The following is a 13,481-nucleotide window of genomic DNA, read 5'->3' as shown; positions in this document are numbered from 1 at the left end:
TCTTCGGCCAAGCCACCCTCATCGTCAACCTGATTGACCGATTGGCAGACAATCTATACACAACTGGGTGATGAAAATCGTGAGTCTCAAGGTGGCCAAACAGGTGGTGACCCTCCGGTCCGCCCTCGGTGAAACGCTGCGCACCGCCATTCTGTCCGGGCGCTTCGTGCCGGGGCAGCGCCTGGTGGAGCGTGAGCTCTGTGAGCTGACCGGCGCCAGCCGCGCCTCCGTGCGGGAAGCGATGCGGCAGCTGGAGGCCGAGGGGCTGGTGGTGAACCGGCCGCATCGCGGACCTTCCGTCGCCGCCATCAGCGCCGAGGATGCGCGCCAGCTTTTCGGCGTGCGCGGCGTGCTGCAGGGCTATGCCGCGCGGCTCTGCGCCGAAACGCGCCCGCCCGAGACCATGACAGCGATCATCGATGCCACGGGAGCACTGAAGAGGGCGGCCGAGCTGGCGGATACGCGGCGCATCGTGGCCGCGGGCGATGCCTTCCACCACGCCATCGCCGAGGGCTGCGGCAATGCCGTGCTGCGGCAGATGCTGGTCTCCGTCCACAACCGGCTGGCGCTCCTGCGCAACCTCTCCATGTCGCGCCCGTCCCGGGTGCGGGACGGGCTGGCGGCCTATGAGGAAATTCGCGACGCCATTCTCTACGGGGATGCCGCGCGGGCCGAGGCGCTCTGCCTCCGCCACAACGACGCCGGCCTGAAGGCGGTGCTTCGCATCCTGGCCGAACAGGCCCCGGCAACCGATACGAAGGAGTGAGGGAATGACGCTGGACTTCGAGGGGCGCGTCGTCGCCGTTACCGGCGCCGCCATGGGTTTCGGCCGCGCCATCGCGCAGAGCTTCGCCGCGCGTGGCGCCGAGGTCCATGCCACGGACATCAGTGCTTCCGCCCTGGCCGAGACCGCCCGCGACACGGCCATCCGCACCGCCGTCGTGGACCTGACCGACCGTGCGGCGGCCGGTGCCTGGGTGGCGGATGTGGAGCGGCAGGCCGGCCGCGCCATCGACATCCTCGTGAACAACGCGGGCGGCATGATGGGCCAGCACCACCGGCCGGTCGAGGACGTGTCCGACGAGGACTGGGACGCGATCATGGCGCTGAACGTCAACGCCACCTTCGCCACCGTGCGTGCCGCGGCCCCGGGCATGAAGCACGCCCGCGCGGGCCGTATCATCAACATCAGTTCCGGCGCGGCCTTCCGGCCCTCCCGCACCCGCATCCAGGCCTATTGCACGTCGAAGCATGCGGTGCTGGGGCTGACGCGGCAGCTGGCCATGGAACTCGGCCCCTGGGGCATCACCGTGAATACTGTGGCGCCCGGACTGGTGCTGACGGATGCTGACAAGCAGGGCGGCTGGGACAGCATGAGCGAGGAGCGCCGCAGCGCGACCCTCTCCGGCATCGCCCTCGGCCGCCTTGGGGAGGCGCAGGACATCGCCGATGCGACGATGTTCTTCGCCTCCGACCTCGCCAAGTTCATCAGCGGACAGATCCTGCCGGTGAATGGCGGCTCCTTCTGAATGTCACGGCCGGCCGCCAGAGCCGGCGGAAACGCCTGACGCACCGCGACTGAGTTGGAACGGAAGCACATGACCAAGATCTTCGCCGACCGCCGCCTGGCGGCCACCTCGCGCCGGGGGCTGATGGGCCTGACCGCCGCCACGCTGATGATGCCGACCGTGCTGCGCGCGCAGACCGGCAACTGGCCGAACCGGCCGATCCGCATCATCGTGCCCTTCGGCCCCGGCGGCGGCACCGATGTCACGATGCGCCTGCTGACGCCGAAGCTGTCGGAGATCCTGGGCCAGACCATCGTGGTGGAGAACCGCCCGGGCGCCGGCAGCACGCTGGGCACCGACTTCGTCGCGAAGTCCGCGCCGGATGGCTACAACTTCGTGCTGGCGACGCTGTCCTCCACGGGTATCGCGGCGGGGCTCTACAGCAAGCTGCCCTATGATCCCGTGAAGGATCTGACGGCCGTCGCGCCGACGAACTTCATCCCGATCTGCCATAGCGTCACCACCAATGGCCTGAAGGTGCGCGACACGGCGGACTGGATCGCGCAGCTGAAGGCGAACCCCAACAAGTTCTCCTATGGCAGCAGCGGCGTCGGCTCCAGCGGCCATCTCGCTTCCGCCAGCTTCCTGCAGCGCATCGGCGCCCAGGCCGTGCATGTCCCCTATCGTGGCGGCGGGCAGGTCTTCACGGCCATGCTGGCGGGCGAGGTGCAGTTCAACAGCGACATTCCCAGCCTGATGCTGCCCTACCACAAGGAAGGCCAGGTCAAGACGCTGTTCGTCGCGACGGATGAGCGTTCCAACCTGATGCCGGATGTGCCGACGGCGGCGGAAGTGGGCCTGCCCGGCTTCAAGGCCTATTCCTGGTACGGCATCTTCGGCCCCGCCGGCCTGCCGCGCGACATCGTCGAGCGCATGAACGCCGCCATCAACGAGGCGCTGGGCGACGCGACCGTGCAGCAGCGCCTGAGCGAGATGGGCACCCCCGCCATGCGCGACTACACGCCCGAGCGCTTCGCCGAATATGTGAAGAACGAAGTCGATGTCTGGGTGCCGATCGTGAAGGCCTCCGGCGCCACGGCCGACTGATCCGGCCTGCCTGATCGCCGCCCGCGTGAAGCGGGCGGCGATCGCCATCCAGCTACCCGCCCCGCATCTCCGCGATCAGGGCGGCCATGAGTTCCGCGGCCGGCAGGGCCCGCGCCAGCGGGGCGCCCTGGCCTGCCCATTGCGCGCCGAAGCCTGCCTCGCCCGCTGCCCTGGCCGCCTGGTTCAGCGCCTTCCCGGCATCATAGGCGATGGGGTAGGCCGGAATCTCCCTGTCCGGCACATCCGCCAGCATGGCGGTGAAGCGGTTGTCCAGGCAGCGCGCCGGGCGGCCGGATATGCCAGGGGTGACGGTGGTATGATGCGCCGCCTCGCTGGCCAGGGCGGCGCGATAGGCGTCATCGGCGAGGGATTCCGGGCAGGCGATGAAGGCGGTGCCGAGTTGCGCCGCGCCGGCGCCGAGACGCAGCACCGCCGCGATGCCCGCGCCATCCATGATCCCGCCCGCGGCGATCACCGGCAGGTCGAGGCCACGCGCCAGGATGCGCGTCAGGGCCAGCGTTCCCAGCCGCTCATCGCCAGCCTCCGGATCGAAGATGCCGCGATGCCCGCCAGCCTCGTAGCCCTGGGCGACGATGGCATGCATGCCGGCCGCCGCCGCCATCCGCGCCTCGGCCAGGCTGGTGGCGGAGGCCAGCAGGATGATGCCGGCCTCCCGCAGCGCCCGCACGCGCGCCTCCGGCGGCAGGCCGAAATGGAAGCTGACGACGGCCGGCTTTTCCTCCAGCAGCATCGCCAGCATGGCGTCGTCCTCGACGAAGCTCTTGTAGACCTCGCGCAGCCGTGGCGGCGGGCTGGCGCCGAACTGCGCGAATTGCGGCCGCAGCCGCTCGATCCAGGCCGCCTCCCGCGCCGCGTCGGCCTGCGCGGGGCGGTGGCAGAAGAGATTCACGTTGAAGGGGTGTCGCGTGCGCTGGCGCACCGCGCCGATCATCGCCCGCGTGCCAGCCGCGTCGCTGGCCCCGGCCCCGAGCGAGCCAAGCCCGCCGGCCTCGGATACCGCCGCCGCCAGGGCGGGGGAGGAAACCCCGGCCATCGGCGCCTGGATGATGGGCCATTCGATGCCGAGGAGGCCGGGCAGGTCATGGGGCCGGGCGGATGTCATGGATGTCTCTCCTGGGGGCGCTGCCGGCGGATCGGCACCGGCGCTCCCTCCCTCCGCCGCCGGCGCCGCGGAGGGAGGCGCGCGTCAGGGCCGCGCGCCCTCTGGAGGCTCAGCTGTTCGGGTCATCGGCATTGGGGAAGAAGAGCTGCTCGCCATCGATCTGATAGGCGGCGATGCTGTCCTGCCCTTCCTTCGAGACCAGCCAGTCGATGAAGGCCTGTCCCTCGGCGGATTTCACATGCGGGAAGCGGGCGGGGTTCACCAGCATCACGCCATACTGGTTGAAGAGGCGCCGGTCGCCCTCGGTCAGGACGCGCAGGTCCTGGCGGTTCTGGAAGCTGAGCCAGGTGCCGCGGTCGCTGAGCAGGTAGGCATCGGAGGCGGCGGCGGTGTTCAGCGCCGGGCCCATGCCCTGGCCGATCTCGCGATACCAACTGCCCTGGCCGGTGGAGGGGTCGATGCCCGCCTCCTTCCATAGCCGCAGCTCCGCCGCATGGGTGCCGGAACGATCTCCGCGCGAGACGAAGGGCGCCTTCTTCCCGGCGATGGCCTTCAGCGCGGCGGCGATGTCGCTGCCCCTGGTCCCGGCGGGGTCGGCCGAGGGGCCGACCAGGATGAAGTCGTTGTACATGACGGGGTAGCGGCGCGTGGCGAAGCCCTCGGAGATGAACTTCTCCTCCGCCGCGCGGTCATGGACGAAGACGACATCCGCATCGCCGCGCCGCCCGACATCCAGCGCCTGGCCGGTGCCCAGCGCCACCACCCGCACCTGGATGCCCGTGGCCTTGGTGAAGGCCGGCAGGATGTGGCTGAAGAGGCCGGACTGCTCGGTGGAGGTGGTGGAGGCGACGGTGATGCTGCGCTGCTGCGCCTGTGCCAGCGGCGGGACGAGCAGCAGGGCGGCGGCGAGGGCCGGGAGCAGGAGGCGGCGTAGCATGGCGGAAGTCCTCAATCGTCTGACCATCGCCACCGCCGCGTGAGGCCGGCTGTGACCGGCCTCACGCGGCGGTGGACTTGTGGGGCATGGCGGCTTATGGCCGGCGCCATGCGGATTCTGGTGGTTGATGGCGCCCTTGCAAGGGCTTCGGCAGCGGTATGGGCGGATGGGTGCATCCTGGCACGCGCCGGGGTCGATGTCGCACGCGGCCAGCCCACCTTGCTGCCCGGGCTGGCGCAGCAGGTATTGCGGCAGGCGGGGATGAAGGCGGAGGCGCTGGACGCGGTGGCGGCGGTGGTGGGGCCGGGCGGCTTCACCGGGCTGCGCGCCGCGCTGGCGCTGGCGCAGGGGCTGGCCCTGGCGATCGGCCGCCCCGCCATCGGCGTGACCAGCGGGGAGGCCCTGGCGGCTGGCCTGTCGCCCGCGCAGCGCCAGGGGCGCGAGGTCTGGACCTGCGTCGATACCCGGCGCGGGAGATTGTTGCTGGAGCGATTCGCGCCGGGCGCCGAGACCGCCATGGGGCCGCCCCAGTCCCTGGCGCCCGAGGAATTGCCGGAGGGTGTCGTGCCGCTGCTGGCGGGCGACGCGGTGGAGATGGCGCTGGCGGCGCTGGCCGCGCGCGGCGTAGCGGCCGAGGATAGCGGGCACCGCCTGCCCGATGCGGCGGATGCGGCAGCCGTGGCGGCGCTGCGCCTGGCCGGCCGCCTGCCGCCGCTGCCGGCCCTGCCGCTCTATGTGGAGCCGCCGGCCGTGCGGGTGCCGCCACAGGCATGACCTCCGCGGCGCCGCTACCGGAACCGCTGGGGGAGGCGGATGCGCCGGCCCTGGCGGCGCTGCATGCCAGTGCCTTTCCGCCCGCCGAGGCCTGGGGAGCGGATGCCATCGCGTTGATGCTGGGCCTGGAAGGCGCCTTCGGCTTCGGCCTGGCGGGGCAGGGCTTCATCCTGGCCCGGGCGGTGGCGGGGGAGGCGGAGGTGCTGACGCTGGCCGTGGCGCCCGCCGCCCGACGGCGGGGCCTGGCTGCCGCGCTGCTGCTGGCGGCGATAGACGAAGCCAGACTGCGCGACGCGGAGGTCATGTTTCTGGAAGTCTCTGACAGTAATACCGCGGCACGGGCGCTGTACGAGCGGGCCGGCTTCGCGCAGGTCGGGTTGCGGCGGCGTTACTATGCGGATGGCAGCGACGCGCTGGTGCTCAGCCGCTGCCTTTCCGCAGCCTGAGGCGCGTCAGCCCTCCCCGTTCCTCAGAGAGCGAAAGTATCTCGTGGCCCTGCTCGCGGGCGGTGCGGGGCACGTTCAGGCAGGGCTCTTCGCCTTTCATCAATACTTCAAGCACTTGCCCAGGGGCCATGCGGTCCAGCGCCAGCCGGGTGCGGACGAAGGTCATGGGACAAGTCTCGGTTGTGATATCGATCTGACGGTCGGGCGATTCATCCATGCGTTGTTCTTGCTTTGGTTTGTAATAAGGCAGGAATTATTCGAGAAGGCAGTTGCGGAAACTGCGTCAAAGCAGATAAGCTGCATAAGGCCAGCGTTGCAAGTCGCTGGCGATGTCCAAACATCCAGAGATAATGAAAAGGCGGTGCGATGGCCGAAGAACAGGCTGGGCGTGATCTGCTGGAACTGACGGCGCAGATCGTTGCCGCGCATGTCTCGAACAATGCTGTGGCGCTGCCGGAAGTGCCTTCGCTGATCGAGCAGGTGCATCGCACCCTGGCCAGCCTCGGCGGGGCTGCGCCCGTGGCCGCCCCGGTGGCCGAGCGGCCGCAGCCGGCTGTGCCCGTGAAGAAGTCGGTGACGGACGAGTATCTCGTCTGTCTTGAGGACGGCAAGAAGCTGAAGATGCTGAAGCGCCACCTCAAGACCGCCTATGACATGACGCCCGAACAGTATCGGGAGCGTTGGGGCCTGGCGCCGGACTATCCGATGGTGGCGCCGAACTACGCCAAGCATCGCTCCTCCCTGGCCAAGAAGATCGGCCTGGGCACCAAGCCGCGTTCGGGCCGCCAGCGGCGCGCGGCTGCCGCCTGACCGTCGTGGCCGCGCCGCGCGCCGGCCGCCGGGCAGCAGCCCGGTGGCGGGTGCGGGTGGCGCGGCTTGCCTCGGTAGGGTTATGATGGCACTCAACCCGCCGGCTACGCGGGGGCCAGGCGGCCCCGGCGCAGGAGCTACCGAACCACGCGCATGGACACCCGCCCCGCACCCTCCCGAACCGCTCCGGCCCACGCCGTCGCTCAAGACCAGCCCGTGCCCGACCCGATGCGGATCGAACGTCTCTGTGTCGAGCGTGGGCTGAAGATGACCGGCCAGCGCCGGCTGATCGCGCGCGTGCTCTCCGAGGCGGTGGACCATCCGGATGTCGAGGAGCTGTACCGGCGCGCCCTGGCGCTCGATTCCCGTGTCTCCATCGCCACCGTCTACCGGACGGTGCGGCTGCTGGAGGAAAAGGGGATCCTGGAGCGGCATGACTTCGGCGGCGGCCGCGCCCGCTACGAGGCCACCGATCATGGCCACCACTACCACCTGATCGACGTGGATTCCGGCAGGGTGATCGAATTCTCGGACGAGCAGCATGAGGCCCTGGCGGCGGCCATCGCCTCCCGCCTCGGCTTCCGGCTGATCGGCCACCGGCTGGAGCTTTTCGGCCGCCGGGAGGATGCCGCCCCCGCCGCGCGCGGCCGCCCCCGCAGGCCGGCCGGCTCCGCCGGGGACGGTGGCGAAGGCCCTGAAGGCGGAGGGGCGGCATGATCGATCCGGAGGCCGGCTTCGGCGAGCTCCGGGCTGGTCATCTGGGGGTCCGCATCGCCATTTCGGACGAGGAGGTGGAGGCAGCGCAGGCTTTGCGGTACCGCATCTTCTACGAGGAGATGGGGGCCCATGCCGATGCGGAGACCGCCGCCGCCCGGCGCGACAGCGACAGCTTCGACCCCGTGGCCGACCATCTGCTGGTGCTCGACCACAACCTGGGTGAGGGCGCCTCCGCCGTCGTCGGGACCTACCGGCTGATCCGGCGGGAGGCGGCGGCGAAGGTCGGCGGCTTCTACTCGGCCAGCGAATACGACGTGACGCCGCTGACCTCGCGCCCCGGCCCGGTGCTGGAGCTCGGGCGCTCCTGCGTCGATGCGGCCTATCGCGGGCGGCCGAGCATGCAGCTCCTCTGGGCCGGCATCGCCGCCTATATCGCCAAGCACAATATCGAGGTGATGTTCGGCTGCGCCAGCCTGCCGGGCACCGACCCCGATACCCTGGCCATGCCGCTGACCTATCTGCATACCGAGCATCTGGCGCCGCGAGAACTGCGCCCGCGCGCGGTGCCTGAGCGCTTCGTGCGGATGGACCGGATGGACCCCGCGCAGATCGACCGCCGCGCCGCCCTGGCGGACCTGCCGCCGCTGGTGAAGGGCTATCTGCGCCTCGGCGGCTTCGTCGGCGATGGCGCGGTGATCGACCCGCAGTTCAACACCACCGATGTCTGCGTGGTGGTGATGACGGAACTCGTCACCGACAAGTATTTCCGGCACTTCGAGCGCAGCAAGGTATCCTGAGCGCCTGGCGCGGCCAAGGACCGGCGCATGGCTGAGGCGCAGACGGTCTGTCTGCCTCATTGTGGCGTCGTCGCGGCTCCGGTATCGCTGATGGCATGACGGCCGCAACCTGCTCCCAGAATGGCTCGCCGACCCTTTCCGCCGCGGAGGGCGCCGCCGCCCGCCGCCCGCTGCTGGTAGGGATGCCGGATGATTCGCCGCTCTCGCGCGGCAGCAGGCTGCGGGCCAGCGTGAGGCTGGTGCTGGGGATCTGCTGGACCCTGCTCTGCATCCCTGTGCAGGCGGTGCTGGTCATGATCCCCGGGCTCACCGGGGCAGGCCGGGGCAAGATCCTGTTCGGCGGGTTCTATCACCGCGTCCTCTGCCGCATCCTCGGGCTGCGGGTGCGGGTGATCGGACAGCGGGTGGACCAGGGGGCGGGCGCCAGGGGCTCGGTGCTGTTCCTCTCCAACCATTCCTCATGGCTCGATATCCCGGTGCTCGGCGCCGTTCTGCAGGCGCCCTTCGTCTCCAAGGCCGAGGTCGGCAGCTGGCCCGGCATCAATATCGTCGCGAGGCTCGGCCGCACCGTCTATGTCAGCCGCACCCGGGGCCGGACGGGGGAGGAAGCCTCGGAAATGCAGGCGCGCCTCGCCGCCGGCGACAATCTGCTGCTCTTCCCCGAAGGCACGAGCAGCGACGGCAGCCGGGTGCTGCCCTTCCGCTCCTCCTTCCTGGCAGTGGCGGGGGCCGCGACACTCGTGCAGCCGGTCTCCGTCGTCTATGACCAGCTGGGCGGGCTGCCGGCGGTTCGGCGCGACAGGGCGGTCTTCGCCTGGTATGGGGACATGGATATCGGCACGCATTTCTGGCGGTTGGCGCGACGCTCCGGCGGCCGGGTGACGGTGCTGCTGCATGAGCCGATGGATCCCCGGGACTTCCCCAACCGAAAGGCGCTGACGGCGGCGGTGGAGAAGGTGGTGGCGGAGGGCGCGGCGGCACTGCGTCAGGGCCGCCCGGCGCGGCCTTTGCCGCCCCCGGTGAAGAATGCATGACAGGGTCCGGGAACGCCGGTTTGGCTTGACCCCACGACCCTCCATCCACAACTGTAACGAGATGGACCGGCTCGATTCCCCTTACGGGCGGCGGTCTTCCAGGACAGGCTTCGCTTGACCTGGACCACCGCGCGTCGCACATCGCCCTTCGCCGCCGCCCTGCTGATGGGTGGCCCCGGTGCAGGGACGGTGCCGGGCTTTGCCGCGCCAGGGTTTTTCATACCATGACCGATACCGCCGTGCCGCCTCGGAAGCGGCTTTTCATCCGTACCTGGGGTTGCCAGATGAACGTCTATGACAGCGGCCGCATGGCCGATGTCCTGGCGCCCCTGGGCTATGGCCCCGCCGAGACGCCGGAGGAGGCCGATATGGTCATCCTCAACACCTGCCACATCCGCGAGAAGGCCTCGGAGAAGGTCTTCTCCGACCTGGGCCGGCTGCGGGTGATGAAGGAAGCGAAGGCCGAGGCCGGGCAGAAGATGGTCCTGGCCGTGGCCGGCTGCGTGGCGCAGGCGGAGGGCAAGGAGATCACGACGCGCGCCCCCTGGGTGGATATCGTGCTGGGGCCGCAGACCTATCACCGCCTGCCGGAGATGGTGGCCCGCGCCGCCCGTGCCGCCGGCGCGCAGATCGACACCGATTTCCCGGTCGAGCAGAAATTCGACCACCTGCCGGACAGCACGGCCCCCTCCGGCCCGACGGCCTTCCTGACCATTCAGGAAGGCTGCGACAAGTTCTGCTCCTTCTGCGTCGTCCCCTATACGCGGGGCGCGGAGTTCAGCCGGCCTGTCGCCGCCATCATGGCGGAGGCCAGGCGGCTGGTGGCCGGCGGGGCGCGGGAGATCGCGCTGCTGGGCCAGAACGTGAATGCCTGGCATGGCGAGGCGCCGGACGGGTCGACCTGGGACCTCACGCGGCTGCTCTATGCCCTGGCGGAGCTGCCGGACCTGCCGCGCATCCGCTATACCACCAGCCATCCGCGCGACATGGATGCCGGGCTGATCCGCGCCCATGGTGAGATCCCGCAGCTCATGCCCTTCCTGCACCTGCCGGTGCAGAGCGGCTCGGACCGCGTGCTGGCGGCCATGAACCGCGGCCACAAGGCCGACCTCTTCTACCGCATCGCCGATGAGCTGCGGGCGGCGCGGCCGGACATGGCGCTCTCCTCCGACTTCATCGTCGGCCATCCCGGCGAGACGGCGGAGGATCATGCCGCCACCATGGCGCTGGTGGAGAAGGTGGGCTTCGCCCTGGCTTATTCCTTCAAGTATTCCCAGCGCCCCGGCACCCCCGCCGCCGGCCAGCCCTTCCAGGTGGCCGAGGATGTGAAGGATGCGCGGCTGCAGGAATTGCAGGCCCTGCTGCGGCAGCAGCAGGATGCCTTCAACGAGGACTGCGTCGGCCGCGAATGCGAGGTGCTCTTCACCAATCCCGGCCGCCATGCCGGCCAAGTGATGGGCCGCACCCCCTGGCTGCAACCCCTCCACGCCATCGGGCCCTCGTCCCTCATCGGGACGACGGCGCGGGTGCGGATCGTCGAGCGCTTCCCCAATTCCCTCTCCGCCATCCTGCTGGATCAGAAGGAGCTTGCCCTCGCTTGAGCCTCTCCCGCACCGCCCCGACCACGCTCCCCGCCAACCCTCGCAGCATGGACCGGCCCTTGATGGGTGATACCGTTTCCGCCGCTCGCACCGTCACGCTGCAATTCGATGACAATGCGCTCCTGCCATTGCTCTACGGAGAGCATGACCGGCACCTGGCGCAGATCGAGCAGCGCATCGGCGTCCGATTGGCCAGCCGTGGCAACCGGCTGACCATCACCGGGGCGCCGGAGGCCTCCGGGGTCGCGGAGGTGGCGCTGAGGAGCCTCTGGAAGCGGCTGGAGCGGGGCGACCCGATTGGTATCGCCGAGGTGGAAGCGGCGCTGCGGCTCTCCGAGAGCGCGGCGAAGGCGGCCCAGGCCGATGCCTCGGAGCCGCGGCTGCCGCTGCCGGACCTGCCGGCCATCCGCACCCGCAAGGGTGCCATCGGGCCACGCAGCGCCGCCCAGGCCGGCTATATGGACCAGTTACAGCGGCATGAGATGGTCTTCGGCATCGGCCCCGCCGGCACCGGCAAGACTTATCTCGCCGTGGCGCAGGGCGTGGCGCTGCTGATGGCCGGCCGCGTGGACCGCATCGTCCTCTCGCGCCCGGCGGTGGAGGCGGGCGAGCGCCTGGGCTTCCTGCCCGGCGACATGAAGGAGAAGGTGGATCCCTATCTCCGCCCCCTCTACGACGCGCTGCACGACATGATGCCGGCCGACCAGGTGGCCCGGCGCATCGCCAGCGGCGAGATCGAGATAGCGCCCCTGGCCTTCATGCGTGGCCGGACGCTGGCCCATTGCTTCGCCATCCTGGATGAGGCGCAGAACACCACCCCTGCTCAGATCAAGATGTTCCTGACCCGGATGGGTGAGGGGACGCGGATGGTGGTGACTGGCGACCCCTCCCAGGTGGATCTGCCGTCCGGGCAGAAATCGGGGCTGGTCGAGGCCCTGGCGGTGCTGAACGGGGTGCAGGGCATCGGCATCACCCGCTTCGCCGAGCAGGATGTGGTACGGCATCCGCTGGTGGCGCGCATCGTCGCCGCGTATAACCGGGCGGATGAGCAGGGGGCGGCGGGCCAGAGAGGTGGCCCAGCCCTCCGCGCCGGGCGCCGTGGCGGGGATGTTCCGCCGCGGCAGGAAGGAGAATGATGGAACCGGGAAGTAGACCGCCCGGCCGCACTGTCGCGGTCGGGCTTTCGGATGAAGGTGCCCTCGGGGAAGACGCCCAGGGGCCGGAGATCGAGGTGATCGTCGCCGCCCCAGGGTGGCGCGCGGCTGTGCCACGGGTCGAGGAAGTGGCGCGCCGCGCCGCGCTGGCCGCCTGGGCCGAGGCGGGGCTGGAGGCCGAGGGCGGCTTTACCGTCCTGCTGGCCGACGATGCCGCCGTGAAGCGGCTGAACACCGACCACCGGGGCAAGGTAAAACCCACCAACGTGCTGTCCTTCCCGGGCGAGATGCCCGGGCATCTGGGCGATATCGCGCTAGCGCTGGGCGTCGTGCGGCGGGAGGCGCGTGCGAACAAACGCCGTGTCGCCGCGCATCTCGCGCATCTGGTGGCGCATGGCACGCTGCATCTGGCGGGGCATGACCACCTCCAGGCCGGCGAGGCCCGGCGCATGGAACAGGCCGAAGCGCGGATCATGCGCCGCCTGAACCTGCCCAACCCCTGGCGAGGGGCGACATGAGCGGCACGGAACCCCGGGACGGCCTGCTGTGGCGGCTGCAAAGCCTGCTGCGCAAGAAGAGCAACGACACCGTGCGCGGCCAGGTGGAAGCCCTGGTGGAGGGGCGTGAATACCATGCCAGCGAGGGCGGGGCGGTGCCCATCCCCGAGCTGGACGCGCAGGAACGCGCCCTGCTGACCAATGTGCTGAAGCTGCGCGGCAAGACCGCCGTGGATGTCATGATCCCCCGCGCCGATATCGTCGCCATGCCCGAGGATCTGACGCTGGAGCAGGCCATCCGCCTGATCCAGCGGGAGGGCCACAGCCGCTTCCCCGTCTATCGGGAGCAGCTGGACGATGTGGTCGGCATGGTCCACATCAAGGACGTCTTCGCGAGCGTCGGCCGGGAAGCGCCCTTCAGCATGGCGGCGGTGCTGCGGCGGCCCCTCTTCGTGGTGCCCTCCGTCCCCGTGCTGGACCTGCTGCTGCAGATGCGGCAGGCGCGCATGCATCTGGCGCTGGTGGTGGATGAATACGGCGGCATCGACGGCCTCGTGACCATCGAGGACCTGGTGGAGACCATTGTCGGCGATATCTCGGACGAGCATGACGAGGACCGCCCGCCGCAGATCGTCGAGCGCCCGGACGGGCTGATCGACCTGGATGCCCGCACGCCGATCGAATTGTTCGAGGAGCGGCTGGGCACCGTGCTGACGGATGACGAGCGGGACCAGGATATCGATACCGTGGGCGGGCTGGTCTTCACCCTGGCCGGCCGCGTGCCGGCGAAGGGGGAGCTGGTCTCCCATTCCTCCGGCCTGGAGTTCCGGGTGCTAGAGGCCGATCCGCGCCGTATCCGCCGGCTGCGGGTGCGCCGTCCCGGCATCACGGCCGCGAAGACGGCGGCGGAATGAGGGAGCGGGCGCAACGCCGGGCTTAGGCTTGCCGTTGCGCTTCGCAGACCACATCAAGTCTT

16 protein-coding genes are annotated in these 13,481 nt (G+C 70.1%); 13 read left to right on the top strand and 3 right to left on the bottom strand.

The annotated features are described in order from the left end of the window. Nucleotides 1–79: 79 nt before the first annotated feature. The 3 genes from IAI58_RS16100 to IAI58_RS16090 all read left to right on the top strand — a co-directional run bounded on the left by IAI58_RS16100 (nucleotide 80) and on the right by IAI58_RS16090 (nucleotide 2,615). Nucleotides 80–766 carry a GntR family transcriptional regulator gene (locus IAI58_RS16100; protein ID WP_207444860.1) on the top strand — a complete coding sequence of 229 codons (687 nt, stop codon included), beginning with the start codon at nucleotides 80–82 and terminating at the stop codon, nucleotides 764–766. Between the two features lie 4 nt (nucleotides 767–770). Further along, nucleotides 771–1,529 (top strand): SDR family NAD(P)-dependent oxidoreductase, encoded by a 759-nt coding sequence (locus tag IAI58_RS16095; protein ID WP_207444861.1) that lies wholly within the window; start codon nucleotides 771–773, stop codon nucleotides 1,527–1,529. Nucleotides 1,530–1,598: 69 nt separating this feature from the next. Next, on the top strand, nucleotides 1,599–2,615 hold the full coding sequence (locus IAI58_RS16090; protein WP_207444862.1) for a Bug family tripartite tricarboxylate transporter substrate binding protein: 1,017 nt from the start codon (nucleotides 1,599–1,601) through the stop codon (nucleotides 2,613–2,615). A gap of 52 nt (nucleotides 2,616–2,667) precedes the next feature. On the opposite strand, the gene IAI58_RS16085 is transcribed toward IAI58_RS16090, so the two are convergent. Further along, entirely contained in the window at nucleotides 2,668–3,738 is a 1,071-nt protein-coding gene (locus IAI58_RS16085; protein WP_207444863.1) for an NAD(P)H-dependent flavin oxidoreductase, read from the bottom strand. 109 nt (nucleotides 3,739–3,847) lie between these two features. Next, a complete protein-coding gene (locus tag IAI58_RS16080) occupies nucleotides 3,848–4,675 on the bottom strand; it encodes an ABC transporter substrate-binding protein (RefSeq protein ID WP_207444864.1) in 828 nt (275 codons plus the stop codon). Nucleotides 4,676–4,783: 108 nt separating this feature from the next. Between IAI58_RS16080 and tsaB the strand changes: the two genes are divergently transcribed. Then, nucleotides 4,784–5,449 (top strand): tRNA (adenosine(37)-N6)-threonylcarbamoyltransferase complex dimerization subunit type 1 TsaB, encoded by a 666-nt coding sequence (tsaB, locus tag IAI58_RS16075; RefSeq protein WP_207444865.1) that lies wholly within the window; start codon nucleotides 4,784–4,786, stop codon nucleotides 5,447–5,449. After that, entirely contained in the window at nucleotides 5,446–5,895 is a 450-nt protein-coding gene (gene rimI, locus IAI58_RS16070) for a ribosomal protein S18-alanine N-acetyltransferase (RefSeq protein ID WP_207444866.1), read from the top strand. The genes tsaB and rimI overlap by 4 nt, the downstream gene beginning before the upstream one ends. On the opposite strand, the gene IAI58_RS16065 is transcribed toward rimI, so the two are convergent. Next, complete coding sequence (locus IAI58_RS16065; protein WP_208775993.1) at nucleotides 5,870–6,112, bottom strand: sulfurtransferase TusA family protein; 243 nt, start codon at nucleotides 6,110–6,112, stop codon at nucleotides 5,870–5,872. The two genes, rimI and IAI58_RS16065, sit on opposite strands and share 26 nt — an antisense overlap. A gap of 149 nt (nucleotides 6,113–6,261) precedes the next feature. Between IAI58_RS16065 and IAI58_RS16060 the strand changes: the two genes are divergently transcribed. The 8 genes from IAI58_RS16060 (at nucleotide 6,262) to IAI58_RS16025 (ending at nucleotide 13,419) form a co-directional block, all read left to right on the top strand. After that, a complete protein-coding gene (locus tag IAI58_RS16060; RefSeq protein ID WP_207444868.1) occupies nucleotides 6,262–6,705 on the top strand; it encodes a Ros/MucR family transcriptional regulator in 444 nt (147 codons plus the stop codon). Between the two features lie 228 nt (nucleotides 6,706–6,933). Beyond that, complete coding sequence (locus tag IAI58_RS16055) at nucleotides 6,934–7,422, top strand: Fur family transcriptional regulator (RefSeq protein WP_237182138.1); 489 nt, start codon at nucleotides 6,934–6,936, stop codon at nucleotides 7,420–7,422. Continuing rightward, nucleotides 7,419–8,219, top strand: a complete 801-nt coding sequence (locus IAI58_RS16050) for a GNAT family N-acetyltransferase (protein WP_207444870.1) — start codon at nucleotides 7,419–7,421, stop codon at nucleotides 8,217–8,219. Before IAI58_RS16055 ends, IAI58_RS16050 begins: the two co-directional genes overlap by 4 nt. A 95-nt stretch (nucleotides 8,220–8,314) precedes the next feature. Further along, entirely contained in the window at nucleotides 8,315–9,253 is a 939-nt protein-coding gene (locus tag IAI58_RS16045; RefSeq protein ID WP_207444871.1) for a lysophospholipid acyltransferase family protein, read from the top strand. A 224-nt stretch (nucleotides 9,254–9,477) separates the two neighbouring features. After that, nucleotides 9,478–10,854 carry a tRNA (N6-isopentenyl adenosine(37)-C2)-methylthiotransferase MiaB gene (miaB, locus tag IAI58_RS16040; RefSeq protein ID WP_207444872.1) on the top strand — a complete coding sequence of 459 codons (1,377 nt, stop codon included), beginning with the start codon at nucleotides 9,478–9,480 and terminating at the stop codon, nucleotides 10,852–10,854. 47 nt (nucleotides 10,855–10,901) lie between these two features. Beyond that, nucleotides 10,902–11,990, top strand: coding sequence for a PhoH family protein (locus IAI58_RS16035; protein ID WP_207444997.1), 1,089 nt, complete (start codon nucleotides 10,902–10,904; stop codon nucleotides 11,988–11,990). Continuing rightward, nucleotides 11,987–12,526, top strand: coding sequence for an rRNA maturation RNase YbeY (gene ybeY, locus IAI58_RS16030; RefSeq protein ID WP_237182112.1), 540 nt, complete (start codon nucleotides 11,987–11,989; stop codon nucleotides 12,524–12,526). The genes IAI58_RS16035 and ybeY overlap by 4 nt, the downstream gene beginning before the upstream one ends. Continuing rightward, nucleotides 12,523–13,419 carry a hemolysin family protein gene (locus IAI58_RS16025; RefSeq protein WP_207444873.1) on the top strand — a complete coding sequence of 299 codons (897 nt, stop codon included), beginning with the start codon at nucleotides 12,523–12,525 and terminating at the stop codon, nucleotides 13,417–13,419. Before ybeY ends, IAI58_RS16025 begins: the two co-directional genes overlap by 4 nt. Nucleotides 13,420–13,481 lie beyond the last annotated feature (62 nt).

The organism is Roseomonas marmotae (genome assembly GCF_017654485.1).
GTDB classification, from domain to species: domain Bacteria; phylum Pseudomonadota; class Alphaproteobacteria; order Acetobacterales; family Acetobacteraceae; genus Pseudoroseomonas; species Pseudoroseomonas marmotae.
This window is presented reverse-complemented; position numbering and strand designations above follow the sequence as displayed.

Bases quoted from the DNA above. Each gene is read 5' to 3' on its own strand.
- IAI58_RS16095 (WP_207444861.1), top strand. From the start codon at position 771: ATGACGCTGGACTTCGAGGGGCGCGTCGTCGCCGTTACCGGCGCCGCC.
- IAI58_RS16090 (WP_207444862.1), top strand. From the start codon at position 1,599: ATGACCAAGATCTTCGCCGACCGCCGCCTGGCGGCCACCTCGCGCCGG.
- IAI58_RS16085 (WP_207444863.1), bottom strand. From the start codon at position 3,738: ATGACATCCGCCCGGCCCCATGACCTGCCCGGCCTCCTCGGCATCGAA.
- IAI58_RS16080 (WP_207444864.1), bottom strand. From the start codon at position 4,675: ATGCTACGCCGCCTCCTGCTCCCGGCCCTCGCCGCCGCCCTGCTGCTC.
- tsaB (WP_207444865.1), top strand. From the start codon at position 4,784: ATGCGGATTCTGGTGGTTGATGGCGCCCTTGCAAGGGCTTCGGCAGCG.
- rimI (WP_207444866.1), top strand. From the start codon at position 5,446: ATGACCTCCGCGGCGCCGCTACCGGAACCGCTGGGGGAGGCGGATGCG.
- IAI58_RS16065 (WP_208775993.1), bottom strand. From the start codon at position 6,112: ATGGATGAATCGCCCGACCGTCAGATCGATATCACAACCGAGACTTGT.
- IAI58_RS16060 (WP_207444868.1), top strand. From the start codon at position 6,262: ATGGCCGAAGAACAGGCTGGGCGTGATCTGCTGGAACTGACGGCGCAG.
- IAI58_RS16055 (WP_237182138.1), top strand. From the start codon at position 6,934: ATGCGGATCGAACGTCTCTGTGTCGAGCGTGGGCTGAAGATGACCGGC.
- IAI58_RS16050 (WP_207444870.1), top strand. From the start codon at position 7,419: ATGATCGATCCGGAGGCCGGCTTCGGCGAGCTCCGGGCTGGTCATCTG.
- IAI58_RS16045 (WP_207444871.1), top strand. From the start codon at position 8,315: ATGACGGCCGCAACCTGCTCCCAGAATGGCTCGCCGACCCTTTCCGCC.
- miaB (WP_207444872.1), top strand. From the start codon at position 9,478: ATGACCGATACCGCCGTGCCGCCTCGGAAGCGGCTTTTCATCCGTACC.
- IAI58_RS16035 (WP_207444997.1), top strand. From the start codon at position 10,902: ATGGACCGGCCCTTGATGGGTGATACCGTTTCCGCCGCTCGCACCGTC.
- ybeY (WP_237182112.1), top strand. From the start codon at position 11,987: ATGATGGAACCGGGAAGTAGACCGCCCGGCCGCACTGTCGCGGTCGGG.
- IAI58_RS16025 (WP_207444873.1), top strand. From the start codon at position 12,523: ATGAGCGGCACGGAACCCCGGGACGGCCTGCTGTGGCGGCTGCAAAGC.